The 15,123-nt window shown below is 60.7% G+C and carries 15 protein-coding genes; 6 read left to right on the forward strand and 9 right to left on the reverse strand.

Annotated elements, in window-relative coordinates; genetic code table 11:
- The first annotated feature begins 63 nt into the window (after positions 1–63).
- Positions 64–699 carry a cysteine hydrolase family protein gene (locus EEB13_RS07940; protein WP_045064427.1) on the forward strand — a complete coding sequence of 212 codons (636 nt, stop codon included), beginning with the start codon at positions 64–66 and terminating at the stop codon, positions 697–699.
- A gap of 147 nt (positions 700–846) precedes the next feature.
- On the opposite strand, the gene EEB13_RS07945 is transcribed toward EEB13_RS07940, so the two are convergent.
- Positions 847–2,067: a DUF6461 domain-containing protein gene (locus EEB13_RS07945; protein WP_141484999.1), complete on the reverse strand. Its 1,221-nt coding sequence runs from the start codon at positions 2,065–2,067 to the stop codon at positions 847–849.
- A gap of 96 nt (positions 2,068–2,163) precedes the next feature.
- Between EEB13_RS07945 and EEB13_RS07950 the strand changes: the two genes are divergently transcribed.
- A complete protein-coding gene (locus EEB13_RS07950; protein ID WP_045064432.1) occupies positions 2,164–2,667 on the forward strand; it encodes a hypothetical protein in 504 nt (167 codons plus the stop codon).
- A gap of 124 nt (positions 2,668–2,791) precedes the next feature.
- On the opposite strand, the gene EEB13_RS07955 is transcribed toward EEB13_RS07950, so the two are convergent.
- The 3 genes from EEB13_RS07955 to EEB13_RS07965 form a co-directional block, all read right to left on the reverse strand.
- The gene (locus EEB13_RS07955) at positions 2,792–3,682 is read right to left on the reverse strand and encodes a peptidoglycan DD-metalloendopeptidase family protein (protein ID WP_202026118.1); all 891 of its coding nucleotides are present in this window, start codon (positions 3,680–3,682) and stop codon (positions 2,792–2,794) included.
- Between the two features lie 1,369 nt (positions 3,683–5,051).
- Complete coding sequence (locus EEB13_RS07960; RefSeq protein WP_410055746.1) at positions 5,052–5,483, reverse strand: MerR family transcriptional regulator; 432 nt, start codon at positions 5,481–5,483, stop codon at positions 5,052–5,054.
- A 928-nt stretch (positions 5,484–6,411) separates the two neighbouring features.
- Entirely contained in the window at positions 6,412–6,606 is a 195-nt protein-coding gene (locus tag EEB13_RS07965) for a CsbD family protein (RefSeq protein WP_141485563.1), read from the reverse strand.
- Positions 6,607–6,970: 364 nt separating this feature from the next.
- Here EEB13_RS07965 and EEB13_RS07970 point away from each other — a divergent pair, with 364 nt between their 5' ends.
- Positions 6,971–7,177 (forward strand): hypothetical protein, encoded by a 207-nt coding sequence (locus EEB13_RS07970; RefSeq protein WP_033231614.1) that lies wholly within the window; start codon positions 6,971–6,973, stop codon positions 7,175–7,177.
- A 300-nt stretch (positions 7,178–7,477) separates the two neighbouring features.
- Here EEB13_RS07970 and EEB13_RS07975 read toward each other — a convergent pair whose 3' ends face one another.
- Together EEB13_RS07975 and EEB13_RS07980 are read right to left on the reverse strand one after the other, a co-directional pair.
- A complete protein-coding gene (locus EEB13_RS07975; protein WP_141485000.1) occupies positions 7,478–7,660 on the reverse strand; it encodes a hypothetical protein in 183 nt (60 codons plus the stop codon).
- A gap of 211 nt (positions 7,661–7,871) precedes the next feature.
- Positions 7,872–8,324 (reverse strand): SPW repeat protein, encoded by a 453-nt coding sequence (locus tag EEB13_RS07980; protein WP_172936529.1) that lies wholly within the window; start codon positions 8,322–8,324, stop codon positions 7,872–7,874.
- A 147-nt stretch (positions 8,325–8,471) separates the two neighbouring features.
- Between EEB13_RS07980 and EEB13_RS31465 the strand changes: the two genes are divergently transcribed.
- On the forward strand, positions 8,472–8,615 hold the full coding sequence (locus tag EEB13_RS31465; protein WP_181933062.1) for a hypothetical protein: 144 nt from the start codon (positions 8,472–8,474) through the stop codon (positions 8,613–8,615).
- Positions 8,616–8,648: 33 nt separating this feature from the next.
- On the opposite strand, the gene EEB13_RS07985 is transcribed toward EEB13_RS31465, so the two are convergent.
- Entirely contained in the window at positions 8,649–10,346 is a 1,698-nt protein-coding gene (locus EEB13_RS07985; protein WP_033231617.1) for a 3-ketosteroid-delta-1-dehydrogenase, read from the reverse strand.
- 143 nt (positions 10,347–10,489) lie between these two features.
- A complete protein-coding gene (locus EEB13_RS07990; RefSeq protein WP_141485001.1) occupies positions 10,490–11,926 on the reverse strand; it encodes an MFS transporter in 1,437 nt (478 codons plus the stop codon).
- A 263-nt stretch (positions 11,927–12,189) separates the two neighbouring features.
- On the opposite strand from EEB13_RS07990, the gene EEB13_RS07995 reads away from it, so the two are divergent.
- Positions 12,190–12,444 (forward strand): hypothetical protein, encoded by a 255-nt coding sequence (locus EEB13_RS07995; RefSeq protein ID WP_106939700.1) that lies wholly within the window; start codon positions 12,190–12,192, stop codon positions 12,442–12,444.
- A gap of 62 nt (positions 12,445–12,506) precedes the next feature.
- Here the strand turns inward: EEB13_RS07995 and EEB13_RS08000 are convergent, their stop codons facing one another.
- On the reverse strand, positions 12,507–14,465 hold the full coding sequence (locus EEB13_RS08000; RefSeq protein WP_245006101.1) for an ABC1 kinase family protein: 1,959 nt from the start codon (positions 14,463–14,465) through the stop codon (positions 12,507–12,509).
- A gap of 167 nt (positions 14,466–14,632) precedes the next feature.
- Between EEB13_RS08000 and EEB13_RS08005 the strand changes: the two genes are divergently transcribed.
- Positions 14,633–15,091, forward strand: a complete 459-nt coding sequence (locus EEB13_RS08005) for a hypothetical protein (protein WP_052683332.1) — start codon at positions 14,633–14,635, stop codon at positions 15,089–15,091.
- The last annotated feature ends 32 nt before the right edge of the window (positions 15,092–15,123 follow it).

Raw genomic sequence — 15,123 nt, forward strand, 5'->3', positions numbered from 1 at the left:
AGACGAACACCACGGATAACCGATCCGGAACTGAAATCGACCCGCCTTCAGGAGTGATGAACCGTGCCTACACCCCGCCGTGCCCTTATTGTCGTCGACGTCCAGCAGGAGTACTTCGACGGGCCTCTGCAGATCCAGTACCCGCCGCGTGAAGAATCGCTGGCCAACATCCTCAGCGCGGTCAAGGTTGCCGGTGCCAACGACGTTCCCGTCGTCGTCGTTCAGCACCAGATGCCCGAAGGCGCCCCGGTCTTTGTCGAAGGGACACCCGGATGGTCACTTCACCCGGAACTCGAGGGGCAGATCGACCCGGCGACCAAGCGAGTGCACAAGCAGTACGCGAGCGTATTCGCCGGCACCGATGTAGCGGAATGGCTGCGCGCGAAAGACATCGACACCATCACGATCGTCGGTTACATGACCAACAACTGCGACCTCGGCACCGCCGTGGAGGCTGAGGCTCTCGGGTTCTCCGCAGAGATTCTTTCCGACGCCAGCGGATCGATCCATCTGGCAAACGAGGCGGGGCAGGTGTCGGCCCAGTCACTGCACGAGACACTCATGGTTCTTTTGCAATCGAACTTCGCAGCGGTCACGACGACAACCGAGTGGGCCGACGCCGTACATTCCGGGACGAGTCTACCCAAGAGCAACCTGGTGGTCTCGGCCATCCAAGGGCGCGAGTCCGCGACAAGCTGATATCCCAATAACACAGGGCGACAATCGGATCGGTTTTCCGATTCCGTACCGGTGCCGACCGAAACCAGGTCGGCACCGGTTCAGTTGTTGATTGCTCGCCAGACACGGTATACGTCCCTCGCCCTCCATGCTCCCCAACATATGCTGTCACGGACCGGTGAAAAAGCCGTCGCCCATGTCGATCCCGGTTTCCAGCTCCGATATCTCATGGGTGCACGTTTTATTTTTCCACCGCAACGGAATTCCGGTTTCCTCGTCGAACGCAACAGTGGAATCAAGACCGGCCCAGTCCGGCGGCATCTCGAACTCCCACGCGCGCCGCCCATTGACCTCTACTGCCCGGCCGGCCGTATCCGGCGGAAGAAGGTCGGCGAATCGAGCGTCCGGCCAAGTCCTGTGTATCTGGAGAAGTTGCGTGATGTGAATATCGAGACTGTAACCACCGCTTCGTACTTCGAGCACACCATCGGTGCGGAACCATGTTTGCTTCTGCCGGTTCTGCAGAAAGAGCACTCCTTCGTCGTCAGCCAGACGGATACAGGTGCGAGGTTTGAACCAGAATTCGAGTTCCGCGCTGGGGCGACCGCCAGGAGGCCGCTCCTTGAACATCATTCCGTGCAGCGGAATCCGCTCCGCAGCCTTGTAGCGTCGCGCTACCTCGCGCCACTGCGAGGGTGGGTTCTGTATCGGGGCAGCGGGACGATCCACCTGGAGGGTCCGCCCCTCGCCGGGTACAACTGCGACCGTAAATGGTCCTGCCTCAAACAATTCGGCGGTTACAGCCACACCGGTGATCCGCTCGGCCAAAGCAAAAGCGCCTTCCATGGCATGCTCGCCCGGTTCGTTGAGCGCATCGTCGTCGATTCCGATTCCACCGACTTCCCAGATCAGATCCACGACTCGCTCGTCCCCGATCACCGGGCCGGATCCAAACAGTTCGAACGCGGCCACACGTTCGCAGTTCGACCACCAGATGAACTGACTGTCGGCATTGACGCTGAGAGAGTGCGCTACCACCTCGCGATCGGGTAGCAGCGGCCGCATCAGCGCTTCGGTGACAGCGAAGGACCCGCCGTTGAGCTGGATCAACAACGTGTCATCGCCGTCTATCGCTGCAACCGCGATCACATGCAGACTGCCGAGTCCGCTTGCGACGGCCTGATCCGCGAGGTCTAGCTCCACCTCGCCGACCTCGGCAACGCCAACTGCCTCCAAGTGCACGTCCGAGTCCGAGTGCGAACTCGCGGCACCAAGAAGACTCAATACCTCTGCCGGAGAGCGACCGGGGATGACAGCAGCGCAGTATCCGAAGGCGAATCGCTTGTCCAGGTACGGCTGAAGCCATAAATAGTCGTGATAAGTAGGCACAGTCACACGCTGCCACAACGCCCGTCAAACGACGTACGGTTTCGGCAACGTCACCAACCCGGGGCAGGCCTGAAGGGAGAAGGAATAATCCCCCGCATGAATTGGAATTACAGGCCCACAGAAACCGGGTGGTTCGTCAAAGTTGCCGAAGAAGACTCGACAATAACGATATTCGACCCCGCGGGGATCCTGCGTGGCGAGTTGTTTCCGACCCCTGTCGACGGGATCGATCGCGACACGCTGACGCCCCGCAAAGGCCATCCTGCTGTACTCCGCTTGCCCGACGGCACGATCGGCACATTCCTCGATCAGAAGCCAAAGGCGATGCGCCGGAGAAACAAACGATGTGAAGTCGCGATCGCAGACCGGACGTATCTCTTCGCACACACATCAGGCCGAAAGGCAACGGCGCTGCGTGACGGAATCCCTTTGGCGCGCATGGAACGTGGACGCTGGTCCCGCAGAAACACCGTCACCCGAAAATCGCTCGCGGTAGTGGATGCTCTCGACGAGTGCGTACTGACGATTTTCGAAAAAGTCGTGACACCCGGGCGCACGGGTGCATTTGATCAAGTGATCTCCGATTTCAGCAATATCTGAACTACGTTTCGCCGCCGAGCACGACAGCAGCCGGGCCGTAATGTACGGCCCGGCTGCAGCACTCACGCGCATCGACTGGAACTCTGAATTCGCCTCGCTGCTGAACCAGATGGACGCGATGAACTTACAGGTTGATTACGTCACCAACGAAGATCTGGTCAGGATCAACGATCTGGGGGTTCATGTCCCAGACCGCCTGCCAGGTGAGGCCTCGCTCTGCACCGATCTCGAACAAAGTATCGCCGGCTGCAACAACCACCGATTCGCCCGATACGGGAGCCTCTACCTCCGGAATGCTTTCTACCGGTGCTGGTTCGGATACCTCAGACTCGACAACCGGAGCCGGATCCGCGGCGGGCACGGGTTCCGGTGCAGGCGCGAGTTCCGGTGCAGGCGCGGCCGCGAGTTCCGGTGCAGGCGCGGCCGCGAGTTCCGGTTCCGGTTCTGGTGCGGGTGCAGGCGCAAGTTCAGGTTCGGGTGCAGGTGCAGGCGCACTGCTCAGACCGGTGTCACACGCGCCGACCGAACTCAGGAAGGACATGGGATCGACGGCCCCGCCACTGTGAATGCGGAGATGCAAGTGTGGACCGGTGGAGCTACCGGTGTTGCCCGTTGCGCCGATCTGGTCGCCGACCGCAACGCGCTGTCCGACACCGACCCACGTTTCGGAGAGGTGACCCATCTGGATCTGCTCGCCCGAATCTGCTTCCAACTGGATGTACGTGCCGTATCCACCCGGATCGTTCGGTCCGGCAACAGAGATCGTGCCCGACGTAGGCGCATGGAGCACCGTGCCGACGTTAACGGCAAAGTCGACGCCGTCGTGCCCGCCGTGGTAGCCCTGCGAGAGTGAGCCATTTACCGGCCACTCCCAGTTACAGCTCGCCGACCAGCTTTGTGCACCGGCCATACCGGAATTCACGACTGCCCCGGCGCCCACGAGAGAGCCCACTCCTGCAGTTACGGCGATGAAACGAATTGTGGTGGAGGTCTTGCGTTTGTTGTGCTTACTCATATTTTCCTTGACTGATGTGGTCGGAGCAGGTGCATGCAGGCGGCACTCAGTGCGTGCTGAGCCGCGTGGCTTTCAGCACCAACCCCGTTGGAATGAACTTGTAAAGATGCGCCGAATTGGCGCAGGCCTCGCCCAGTGGTGCGCCCATCCTGTGGACGCTTTGCGATACCGCGAACCCTCGTCGGGGGGCGTCGAAGCTACGTCACCGAACCGATAGCTTTTCGTCACCGAACCGATAGCTTTTCGACGCTTGTTCAACGGGGCGGGTGCCTACCCAAGTTGTCGGGAATCACGGGGTGAAACATGCAGATCCTTGCGTTGCGGACTGAAGCACTTCATACGATGCCGCGTCCAGAAGCTGCGTGCGACGGCTGAATTACCCAGGCGCATACCTGACTTGGTGATTTCGACCCGACCGGTCGATATCGCGACTCAACGATCGCTCACGACCTCGAACTGAGCACGATTTCTAGGCAAATCCGTGCGATCGGAATACGCAATGCCGGGAGGCCTTTACCACTGCTCCAGCTCACCGTGATACCAATCCGATAACGAAAGCTCCATCAGCTGGGCTCGTTCATAACAGAATCCAAATCTGATGCGTGCCAATTCAATTCGGATGACACCGGGCAGCGACGCCGCGACATAGATGCTACTCGCGGCGAGCAACGCGTTCTGCTCCAAAGACTGCACCCTCGGAAGGCTCGGCGAGTGCCCCGAGTTCGGAAGTCAAGCGAAGACGCCGATTAAAACCCGCTGTTTGGTTTCGTTGCCACTTCACCGCAGCACCGGGTACCTACCCGTACCGGTTGAATTACCTGTTTCGGTACCCGTTTTCAGTTTTGCCGATGCGGGTTGCACGGCCATGGAGGAACCAGTGCGGACAATCGGTTTTTTCTCGAATAGTGCTGTCAACTGCACTTATCTCGCACGACTGGGACGCAGAGGCACGGTTCGTGCGCGGTCTCCAGCTAAAGGTCGTGTGCCACGCGCCGGTCGCTGGACACCGCCCGTGATCGCTTAATCCTGTCCATATCTGTCGATTCCCAGAACTTCACGCCACCAGGACTCGCGTTCGTCGGATTCCGTCCAAACAACTGGATCCATGTCACTCCTATTATTCAACCCACCTTCCCCACTGTTACCCATCCCACAATTCCTGAAACCCTGCACCAACGTGACGGAATGCGTGGATGAACGTCAGAGGACGGGGACAAAGAACGAATCGACGGCAGCGCAACGCTCCCGACCTCGACACAAAAGCTGTAGCAGAGTGGGCGTGAACACATCCACGTGAGCGACCGGCAACCACGGCACGGCCAGATCTCGGACATCGCCGCGAGCTGACCGGCGGCAGTCCGGCGCGGTGTTATTCGGGCGCGGTGCCGGCGTCGTTCTCGGTGTGGCGGGCTTGCTGGAGTTCGGCATTGATACGACGCGCTTCGGCAAGTTGATCTTCGAGGATGATGATGCGGCACGCCGAGTCCAGAGCAGTGCCATTGGCGACAAGCTCGTGAGCGCGCGCAGCGATCCGGAGTTGGTAGCGAGAGTAACGGCGATGCCCTCCCTCGGACCGTTGCGGAGCGAGGAGCTTAGCGGCGTCGAGACTGCGTAGGAAAGCTTGCCTGACACCGAGGATATCTGCGGCCTGGCCCATGCTGTAGGCCGGATAGTCCTCGTCGTCGAACTTGTCGGACAGCGCACTGTCAGGGAGCTCAGCCGGAATGAGTGGCCTCTTTCTGTTAACGGACGGGACCCCCGGCGCCGTAGTGGCCGCCGGGGGTCGGGGTTGAACTTCCATTACACAACTGCACTCTTTCGAGCTCCCGGACCCAAACATGCTGTCCGGTAGCCGCTCTCAAGGGGCTGCCGAGGTCGTACACACTGACAACACAACCAACGGCCTCGACGCGACCCTGCCCTGCGGTACCGCTTGCGGGTAGTTCATTTCTCCCGCACTTCTTGGTTCTTTCTTTCTTGCAAGAGAAAACTTACAACGACTTGAACCAAATGTCTACCCTCGTCGCTACAGAAATTTTCCAGTGGCGTCTGGAACAATGCTCCTATGCGAAATACCCCGAAATCCGACTCCTTGCTCCGCACCCAGTTGGACAGGGAGGAGTTCGAAGCGTCTCAGGAGGGTCTCGACCGCGACGTATCGCGGTCGGATGAGGACTTCACGGGGCCAGGATCGCGAAGTCGCGGCACTACGGTGCGTACCGCACGGGCGGATCTGTCGACGCATGCGCGCGGGGTGGAGAACATGAACGAGGCCTTGCACCCACGACAGGATTGATGTCCGGTATCGCTTTGCAGCAGGGGTGTTGGCATCGGCGATCACCTCCGCCCATGGATCTCGAACATCACCCTTTTCCATCGGCGCGAACCGCCGCGACCAACCCCGCAACAATGAGTGCCAGCAAGAGGACGACGAGCAGCACTGGCCCGAGGAGGAGCGCAAGGACAAGCAGGACGATGAGAGTGACTTTCGTTTTTTGCGCTCAGTCCGCGCCGCAACGGATGTGCATCTCTCCGTTGCACATGTCGCGTTTGTCGCGAGACCGCACCGCTGAACGAGGAGGTGCGTCACGTGTTGCACTGGTGGCGATTCGGCTGCTCGTATTCTGCTGCCCACTCATGCTTTTCGCCCACTCACAGGTACTCGCACCAGTCGCCTCACCTTCGCACCACTGATGTACCCCGGTAGCAAACTTCGAAAGAGGGGTGGGTCAATGTTTGAAGGCGTCCCTGAACTTTCGTCCCGCCTGTTTGAGCTTGTCGCCGGTTTGTTTTGCCTGGCCTTTGGCCTGTTCAGACCTCCCCTTGGCCTCCATCTTTTCGTTTCCCAAACTCTTGCCGACGGTCTTCTTGATGACCCCCTCGGCGGTTTCTGCCTTGTGCCTGATTCTCTTCACGATGCTCATGGCGGTTCCTTCTTCTCGATGATCGTCGGTCGAACGGGTTTCGCCAGGCGCCTCCGCCGGAACGTACATGAAGACGATGATCATGTTGGCCTCCCGGCCAGAGAGTAATGCCCAGTCAACGCGGCATTCCGTTGCGCGTCAACACCGTAGATCGAAGCAATGAACCGAGAACGGTGGACCATAGGTGAGAAGCTCCCGACACGAGCGAATGACAACGGCCCGACCGCTCGAAGGTCCGCGCTTACATACGCGATTGGGGTGACTTCGCGGCGAGATCGTGTCCAATCCAGTTGGCTGACAAAAGAACCTGCGGCGACAGTGCGTCCAGGTCCGGAAAAGCGGAGACTGGAGACAGGAGGTCATCATGCGTGTGCTCCGTGGTTTGTTCGACGCGCTGCTAGGGATCGTCATGGCTGTGCTCGGCACAGTGCTCGGAATCCTTGCGACTGTGGTGTGGCTTGTCGGTGCCGTACTGTGCGTGACGGTGATTCTGATTCCTCTGGGGATCCCCGTCATCAGACTCGGTCGCCGACTCTTCACTCTTGCGAGGCAGCTGATGCACCTTCCGTAGGCTTGCCCACACGATTTCCACAAATTGTGTTCATCCTGTGCGATCCCGGCGATCATCACCGAATCATCTCGGAAACAGGGAACCACCGCATTAAGTTGTCGGGTTCAGAGGGGCGTGGAAAATTGAGAAAGGGTCTGGATTCATGCCTACTCCCACGTCCGTCGATGTCGACGGCACATAACCAGCGACCGCGAGACCGAACTACCCACCAATCAGACGAACTACCCACCAATCAGACTGTGCACCAATAATATCCGACCTCCGGGGTGCAACGTACGGTCGTTCATCGCTATGGACAGCTTATGCCCGACTGAACAGCTCGATGCCCGACGCCAGGGCCGGCGAGAAGGTCAGATGGGCACTCGCGACGCCTGCCTGAACATCACATCCGGCCACCACATCGGTAGACGTGCTTGCCCGATCAACAGCAACGGCCCCTTGGCATTTCGACGTGTCGCTTGCCTCAACGCCCAGAGAGATCACTTCCGACACCTGGACGACCTACACCCGTACTCCCTTCGATCCTGCGCTCCCGACTCGGGTGACGACCATTACCCGAGCCGGCAACGTCAGTGATACGGACATTCCGAGCATGTGGTGGGTGTGCGAAATAGACCCGAACCCGTGTTCGTCGTTCAACCAATCGACGACACCGCACTTCGTGACTTTCGCCCTGGAACAACAGTCTCGGTAGTCACTGCGGTTTCGGTTCGCGTCGCGCAGGACCGCGCCCCATTCCCAGTGCAGCTGTGGCGAGACCTAGAACGCAGACAAGCGCTCCCACAACCACATTGGACCAGATCATGGAAGTGCTGGTATCGACACCCGCAACGATCCAAGGCGAGACGATCAGCCAAATCCCGAGTAACGGTGCAACGAATGTCATGCCGTGGGTGCGGCCGTAAGCGGATCCGAAAGCCACCGCAAGCAACCCGATCGCAGCACCACAGATCAAGTTGGTGACACTGAGGTTGGTTTGAGCGGTGAAACCGATGATCCACGCGGACGCCGCTGCGTACAGTCCGGACAACAACATCAGCCCTTCGACAACTTGGGCGGTTGGTTGTTCGGCGGCCTGATCGTAGCGCTCGCGCAGTGCAATGATGTCAGGGTGAGTGTGCATCGGTGCGTGGGTAGATGATGACATGTGATTCATCTCCTCGACCGGAGCGGAGGGCAAAGGTTGCCCTTCCGATCCGTATGTATGTATGGCAGGGGTACAGACGCTTTCCGATTCGGTCGTCACCGGGTTGCCTGGCGAAGCGGGCCCTGTCGATGCTGCCGAAATCGGTGAGTGCACTGGACCACCACATACGTACCCAATCGGGCGTCGGCCAAAGCAGTAATCGAAGCAATAATCGAGAAGATGACGGTGCTCGGAGCCTTGCATGCCGAACGGGAGACCAGGGCACGTTCCGGCGTCGGAAACGTGCGCTGATCTCCCGTTCGGTGGTTCTATTGCTTGGCTGAACTACCGCTTCGCTGCGTGATGCGCTGCGATGTAGCCGTAAACCAGTCCCTGGCCGATCGTCGCGCCCGCGCCCGGGTAGGAGTGGCCGAACGCATTCGCAGCGGTGTTGCCGATCGCGTACAGCCCGTCGATGGAGCTGCCGTCCTCGCGGAGGACTCGAGCGTGGTCGTCGGCGCGCACGCCGCCGCACGTGCCGAGGTCACTCAATGTCATCTTCACCGCGTAGAGAGCGTTCTTGTCGAGCGGCCTCAGGTTCGGGTTCGGGGACACTGTCGGGTCGCCGTAGTACCGGTCGTATGCGCTTCCGCCGCGGCCGAATTCGCCGTCACTACCGGCTGCTGCGGCATCGTTGAACTTCTGGAACGCCTCAGCGAACGCATCTTCGGGCAGACCGGCCTTACGGGCGAGTTCGGTCGGGCTGCTCGCCTGATGCGCGATACCCTCCTCGAAGAACGACGGCGGAAGGGGCTGGCGCGGGAAGATGCCGCCGGCGAACACGTAGCTGTTGCGGTACTCCTGGTCGAAGACGATCCACATGGATTCTGCGGGGTCGCCCGCCTTCTCCCGGTCGAGCACACACTGACCGAACGTCATGTAGTCGGTGGCCTCGTTGACGAAGCGTCGACCGGTGTGGTCGACGATGAACGAGCCAGGCAGCGCACGCTCGGCGAGCATCACCATCGGTGGGCGTCCCTTGATGCTCGCGACCGCCGGGAACCACCACGACTGGTCCATCAAGCCGATGTCTGCGCCCAGTTCCTGCGCGACCTCGATAGCCTCGCCGGTGTTGCCCTCGGCGCCGAGGCTCTCGTGCTCACCGAGGCTCTCCGACTGGTACTTGTGGCGCCACTCCATGTTGTGATCGAAGCCGCCGGCGGCCAGCACGACACCGCGCCGGGCCGTCACAGTCACCTCACGTCCGTCTTGCACGACTACTGCACCGGTTACGCGGTCACCTTCGGTGATCAGCCGAACCAACGACGTTTCCGTCCACACCGGAATGCCTGCCTGAACCACACCGGCAAACAGGCCGGCGGCCAGCGCCTGACCGCCCGCAATGTATTCACGCTTGAGGACGTACTTACCGAAAACGCCCTGCGACAAGCGGCGGATGATGCGCGGGAAAGCCTTGGTGGGCTTCTTCGCCATCAGGTTCATCCACTTGTAGTCCGCACCGGTCACCGGCATCGGCAGTCCGGCTTCCATCAAACCGGGGCGCAGGCGGCCGCGTTCCTCTCCCAGCACCGAAGCGTCGAACGGCTGGCACTCGCAGGTGCGGCCTGCAGCGCTACCGCCCGGCAGTTCGGGGTGGTAGTCGGAGTATTCCTTGGCCCAGAAGAACTTCATGGGCGTCGTGCGGGAGAGCATGTCGATCGTGGCGCCACCATGGTCGACAAATGCCTCGCCACGTTCGGCTGGTGCCGTATCACCGACCACCGCACGCACATACGTCTTCGCGCGCTCAACGGTGTCGCCCGCATTGGCAGCTGCAAGTACCGGGTTGGCAGGCATCCAGAACGCCCCACCGGACCGCGCCGTCGAACCGCCCACGTACTGCGTCTTCTCCACGATCAGCGTGGACAAGCCGAGCTCGTTTGCGGTGAGGGCGGCAGCCATGCCGGTACCGGACCCGATTACCAGCAGGTCGACTGTGATGTCGTCGGCCCGTGTCGCGGGGGGTGCCTGATTCTTAGCCATTGAACAAATCCCTTCACGTGGTTTATCGAGGTAGAACGCTAGGGCAGGCGCAGCGCAAGATGGTCCGGATGCCCAGTCAGCGGGATTTTTTGCGCGGATTGTTGGTGCGTTGCGGCCGTCACAGCCGAATCATGACCTGCATGTCAGCGCTTTTCGTACCTGATTCCGAGAGCAAGAATGATCGTGACGACACACATAGCCACGAGCATCGCGCAGACAGCACCGAGCGCGGCAACTGTCGGTGTCGACGTTCCGGGAACCACGAGAGATGCGAGCAGAACTGTCGTAATCGACGTTCCGACGGCCATCGCTGCAGTTCGCACAACCGACTGACTACCGACGGTCTCGCTGGTGCTGTGTTCGGGAACGAATTCCACGAGGAGATTCGACAACGCCGTGTATGCAAATGCCGTTGCTATCGAGACGACCACGATCAGCATTGTCATTCCGACCACTGAACCGTGGAACACGAGAAAACCGGAACATGCCCCGAGGAACAATGCGGTTCCGATCAGCAACGCGGTGCGGGCGCCGACCGACGCTGTCAATTTTCCGGCGAGCGGTGTGAACAACATGCCGACCATTGCGCCGATGAACGACAGGAGACCGGCGGTGGTGGGTGAAAGCCCGAGCCCGAACGGTGAGGTTTTCGGAGATTGCATGATGATCGGAATGAGCATGGTGACCACACCGATGGGACCGAGCCCGAGAGCGATCGTGCTGAGCATGGTCAAAGCAATGTTGCGTTCAGCAAGCAAGCGCAAGTTGACAATTGGGGATGCGCAGTTCAACTCCCACCTCACCCACCAGGCAAAGATGACGGCGCCGACGAGCAGGAGGCTGAGTACCCGAAGATCGTCCCAGCCCCACGACTTTCCTTGCGTGAGCCCCAACAAGATGGACGCCACTGCGACGGCTAGCGCCACTGCCCCAGCGAAATCAACGGGCTGTCGATGGTAAGTCCGACGGCGCCACGGCAATACAACTTCGACCAAGATGATGCAGACGACGGCGTAGGCGGCAGTGACGACAAAGATGTACCGCCAATCGCCGAGGTCGATGATCACACCCGCAACGACCAGCGATGCCGCACCGGCGGCGATAGCGGATCCGGCGATCAGCGCAACAGCCATCGCAACCTTCTCCACGGGCAGATGCTCGCGGGCCAAACCGATGCACAGCGGCAGAATCGCCCCCGCGACGCCCTGGATGGCACGCCCGATAATGATGCCCTCGAGCGTTCCGACCGCCATGCTCACAATCGAGCCGACTGTGGCGAATGCCAGTACGACCATCAGCACGCGTTCGCGCCCGTACATATCTCCGAGCCTGCCGCATACTGCAGCAGAGGATGCCGCGACCAGCAGGAACGCGGTGACGGACCATCCCACAGCCGAAGCGTCGGCGTCGAAGATCTCGGCGAAAGTCGGCAGCGCCGCATACATCATCGAAGTCTCGAATGCGCTGATCACCTCGACCGTGATCAGCACGGTCAGTATGAGCCAAACCGGTCGGGACCGTTCGTATCGACGTTCGGCGTAGCCTGCCAGCGGCCTAGTTGGTCTCACCGTTGTCCGCATTCATGCTCCTCTTGGGTCGATATCGCTCGAAAACGGTAACAATGTGACTCTTGATACAACTTTTCCATTCCGATCAGTGAGACTGCCTCGAAGGTGTATACGTCTCGTGCGCGAACGTACCCATTCTGCAGCGGAACAACCGCTCGGATGTGTCGAAGAGTTCGGTCGGCGGCATTACCCGATCCCTTCGCGCTAGCACCGACCAGCACCGATGCTCACGCGTCGTAGGAGTCGTAGAGTCGCGGGCAGAGATCAAGGAGGCGATGACGTTGAGCGCACAGTTCGATGACGAGACGACGACCAATCCCGACAACGAGTCACAGTCGCATAATCCCGCTGACGAACATTCATCCGGCGAGGTAATCACGCCCACCAAACGTGACCGTGAACTGTCCGAATTGGTGGACGGTCTCGAAGAACGTATCGCCGCCGAGCGCGAGGCGGCGGCGGTGCCCGGCAATGCCGCCGAACGGAAACGCACGACACGGACCGATCCCGACGACAAGGCACCGGACTGACTCCACCGCAACACATTCGCCCTGCGGGGAAATTGGGCAACGTTAACCCGGGAGGTGAGGTTTCACCGCCTGCCGTCGAGTGTGAACAAACGGAACACGGTCCGCATGCACAGAACGACTCCTACGAAGCCCAGTACCGCACTCACGAGTGCGTAGCCCGACAGCTGAGGTGTGAGTTGTGGTCCGCCAGGTACGAACAGCAGGATCGCCGCGACAATCAGCGCGGTAACTCCAGCCGCCATTCCCAGGGCGTTGTTCGCCGACCGTCGGAGCCATCGTCTGTCGTCGGGGTGTGCGACAGAACGGGTGCGGAGAGTGAAACTTCCCGACGCGAGGGAGGTTGCGATCTGGTCGAGCTGACCAGGAAGACGCCTGACCACCGCGGTTGTGACCGCCGTCGTCGACAGGATTGCCTGCGCGGCTGCAGTCGGGCTGGCGACCTGGGTCAACAGTCGGGGTACTTCGGCTCGAACAGCAGCGACGAGGTCGATCTGCGGATCCAGGAGCCGGAGGGCGCGCTCCAATGACGCGAGTGAACGGAATGCGGCGGCAACGTCTCCCGGCACTCCTATTCGATGATCTCGAAGCACGGTGAACATTCGCGCGAACGATGCCATGGAAACATTGGGTTGAACACTGAGCAGGGTGATCTCGCGGCCCACCTGGTGTCGCAGCGCTCCGCGTTCCACATCGGCCGGTACGTCGAATGCCATCAACATCGCGTCGACAGTTGCCACCGGATCACCTGCGAGGGCGGCGTTGAGGAGCACGGCGAACAAGATCCGTGTCTCGCCGTCCAGAACACCCACTGCGCCGAAGTCGAGGAGCCCGACCCGGCCGTCATCGAGGATCATGATGTTTCCGGGGTGCAGGTCCGCGTGGAACACCCCGTGGACAAAGATCCCGTCGAGTAGTGACGCAAGAAGTTCGTTGGCAATGCTGCTGCGGGTGTCGCGATCGAGGCCGGTGAGCGCGGCTTCACCGTCGGAAAGCGGTGTGCCGTGAAGACGTTCCATCACGAGCACCCGTCCGCTACTGAGGTCGAGGTAGACGTGCGGAACGACGATTTCCGGGCGGTTCGCCATGGTGGAGGCAATCGCGCCGGTATTCGCTGCCTCGGTACGGTAGTCGAGCTCTTCGAGCAGCGACGTGACGAGCCCGCCGGCGAGTCGGTGAACGCCGATATCGCGTGCCCAGGGAAAACGGGTCTCCGCGAGGGATGAAACGCGAAGGAAGATATCGCAATCCACGCTCACTTGTGCGCTCGCATCGGGGCGTTGAACCTTCACCACGACGTCGACGCCTTCAGTGGAGCGCGCGGAATGTACCTGTGCGACAGAGGCAGCGGCGAATGGTTCCACTTCGAACGACGCGAACACCGCTTCGGGGACGTCGCCGAGTTCCGATGCCAGCAGCCCTGCAATGCGGTCAGGATCGGCCGGCCGAGCCGAACTTTGGAGCGTCGAGAGAGCGCGAGCGAGCTCGGGTGGCACGAGGTCGTCTCGTGTGCCGAGGATCTGTCCCAACTTGACGAAAGTGACTCCGCATCGGTTGACGATCTCCACCAGCGCGTCCCCGAACTGAGGTGCGGACGGTCCGGCGCGGAGAGCCGACCCACCTCCCGCTCGCATGAAGATACCCACGATCTGGGCGTACCGCTTTGTTCGGCGCCACGATTTTCGGCTGCGCCGCAGTGCTTCTGGCACACCGGGTACGGACCCCGTAGGAATGACAACTTCAAGGAAGACCAACGCGGCCAGGCACGCCGCGAAAACCCAGAGCGCGGCGACTCCGAAGAAGGTGAGCGCAATTCCCTCGCTCACCAGTAGTTGACCGTCCGGGCTCGCAATTCCGTCGAGCGTTGCGACGTAGCTCGCCAGCGAAACACCCACCGAGAGCGCTATCACCGAGACCACCAGTGTTCGCGGCCACCCGACTTTCGCCCCCAGCGTTCGTCGCATGGCGACCGCGAGTGCTGCGGCAAGAATCGGCGTCGCGATAATCCAGACGATCAAGTCCATGGCGGTAGCGTAGAGGTTCACCACCTGCGTTTCATCCGGGAAAACCCCGAGTCCACCAAGTTCGAATTAAGGTGCCGGCGGCGTCGATTCCACCCGCGCCAATACCGGAAGGCTCGGGTACCGAATCGATCGGCCTCACTGCGACACGGGCACTTTAAGCTGATCTCGTGACGACACACTCCGGCTCCGCAATCGTTGACGAAACGCTCGGCACTTTTGTCCGCGGGCATCACATCTTGTCCGACGGCGTGCGATTGGACGACGACTACTTCAGTCTGACCCGCAACATCGACGGGCGGGACGTTGGATTCATCGCCCACTCCGTCGACTCCGACGCCGTACGCGGCATGCTCCCCCGCTTGCACCATGTCTTCGATCAACTCCAACGCCTCCATCGCCAGGCCGCCGAAGCGGTCGTCTACGAGTTCAGCGAGGACCCTACTTCCACGGAAGAACTCGACGACGCACTACGAGACCTGGCACTCGACGCAGTGGAGGTATTTCCCGACAACGAAGTCGTCCTTGATCTGGCAGATACGTGCGGTTCACACTTCATGGACGGATACTGGCCGGCGGTCCGATTCAACGGCGACGACAACGTCGTCAAGGTAACTGTCGAATCCTGAGGGCGACTCGGAACGTCGGAAAAAGTTGGCGT

Origin of the sequence: Rhodococcus sp. WS3 (genome assembly GCF_003797085.1) — a bacterium.
Classification (GTDB): domain Bacteria; phylum Actinomycetota; class Actinomycetes; order Mycobacteriales; family Mycobacteriaceae; genus Rhodococcus_F; species Rhodococcus_F globerula.

What these genes read in the sequence shown, in the direction of transcription:
- EEB13_RS07950 (WP_045064432.1), top strand. Translation starts at nt 2,164, where the DNA reads ATGAATTGGAATTACAGGCCCACAGAAACCGGGTGGTTCGTCAAAGTT.
- EEB13_RS07955 (WP_202026118.1), bottom strand. Translation starts at nt 3,682, where the DNA reads ATGAGTAAGCACAACAAACGCAAGACCTCCACCACAATTCGTTTCATC.
- EEB13_RS07960 (WP_410055746.1), bottom strand. Translation starts at nt 5,483, where the DNA reads ATGGAAGTTCAACCCCGACCCCCGGCGGCCACTACGGCGCCGGGGGTC.
- EEB13_RS07965 (WP_141485563.1), bottom strand. Translation starts at nt 6,606, where the DNA reads ATGAGCATCGTGAAGAGAATCAGGCACAAGGCAGAAACCGCCGAGGGG.
- EEB13_RS07970 (WP_033231614.1), top strand. Translation starts at nt 6,971, where the DNA reads ATGCGTGTGCTCCGTGGTTTGTTCGACGCGCTGCTAGGGATCGTCATG.
- EEB13_RS07980 (WP_172936529.1), bottom strand. Translation starts at nt 8,324, where the DNA reads ATGTCATCATCTACCCACGCACCGATGCACACTCACCCTGACATCATT.
- EEB13_RS07985 (WP_033231617.1), bottom strand. Translation starts at nt 10,346, where the DNA reads ATGGCTAAGAATCAGGCACCCCCCGCGACACGGGCCGACGACATCACA.
- EEB13_RS07990 (WP_141485001.1), bottom strand. Translation starts at nt 11,926, where the DNA reads ATGCGGACAACGGTGAGACCAACTAGGCCGCTGGCAGGCTACGCCGAA.
- EEB13_RS07995 (WP_106939700.1), top strand. Translation starts at nt 12,190, where the DNA reads ATGACGTTGAGCGCACAGTTCGATGACGAGACGACGACCAATCCCGAC.
- EEB13_RS08000 (WP_245006101.1), bottom strand. Translation starts at nt 14,465, where the DNA reads ATGGACTTGATCGTCTGGATTATCGCGACGCCGATTCTTGCCGCAGCA.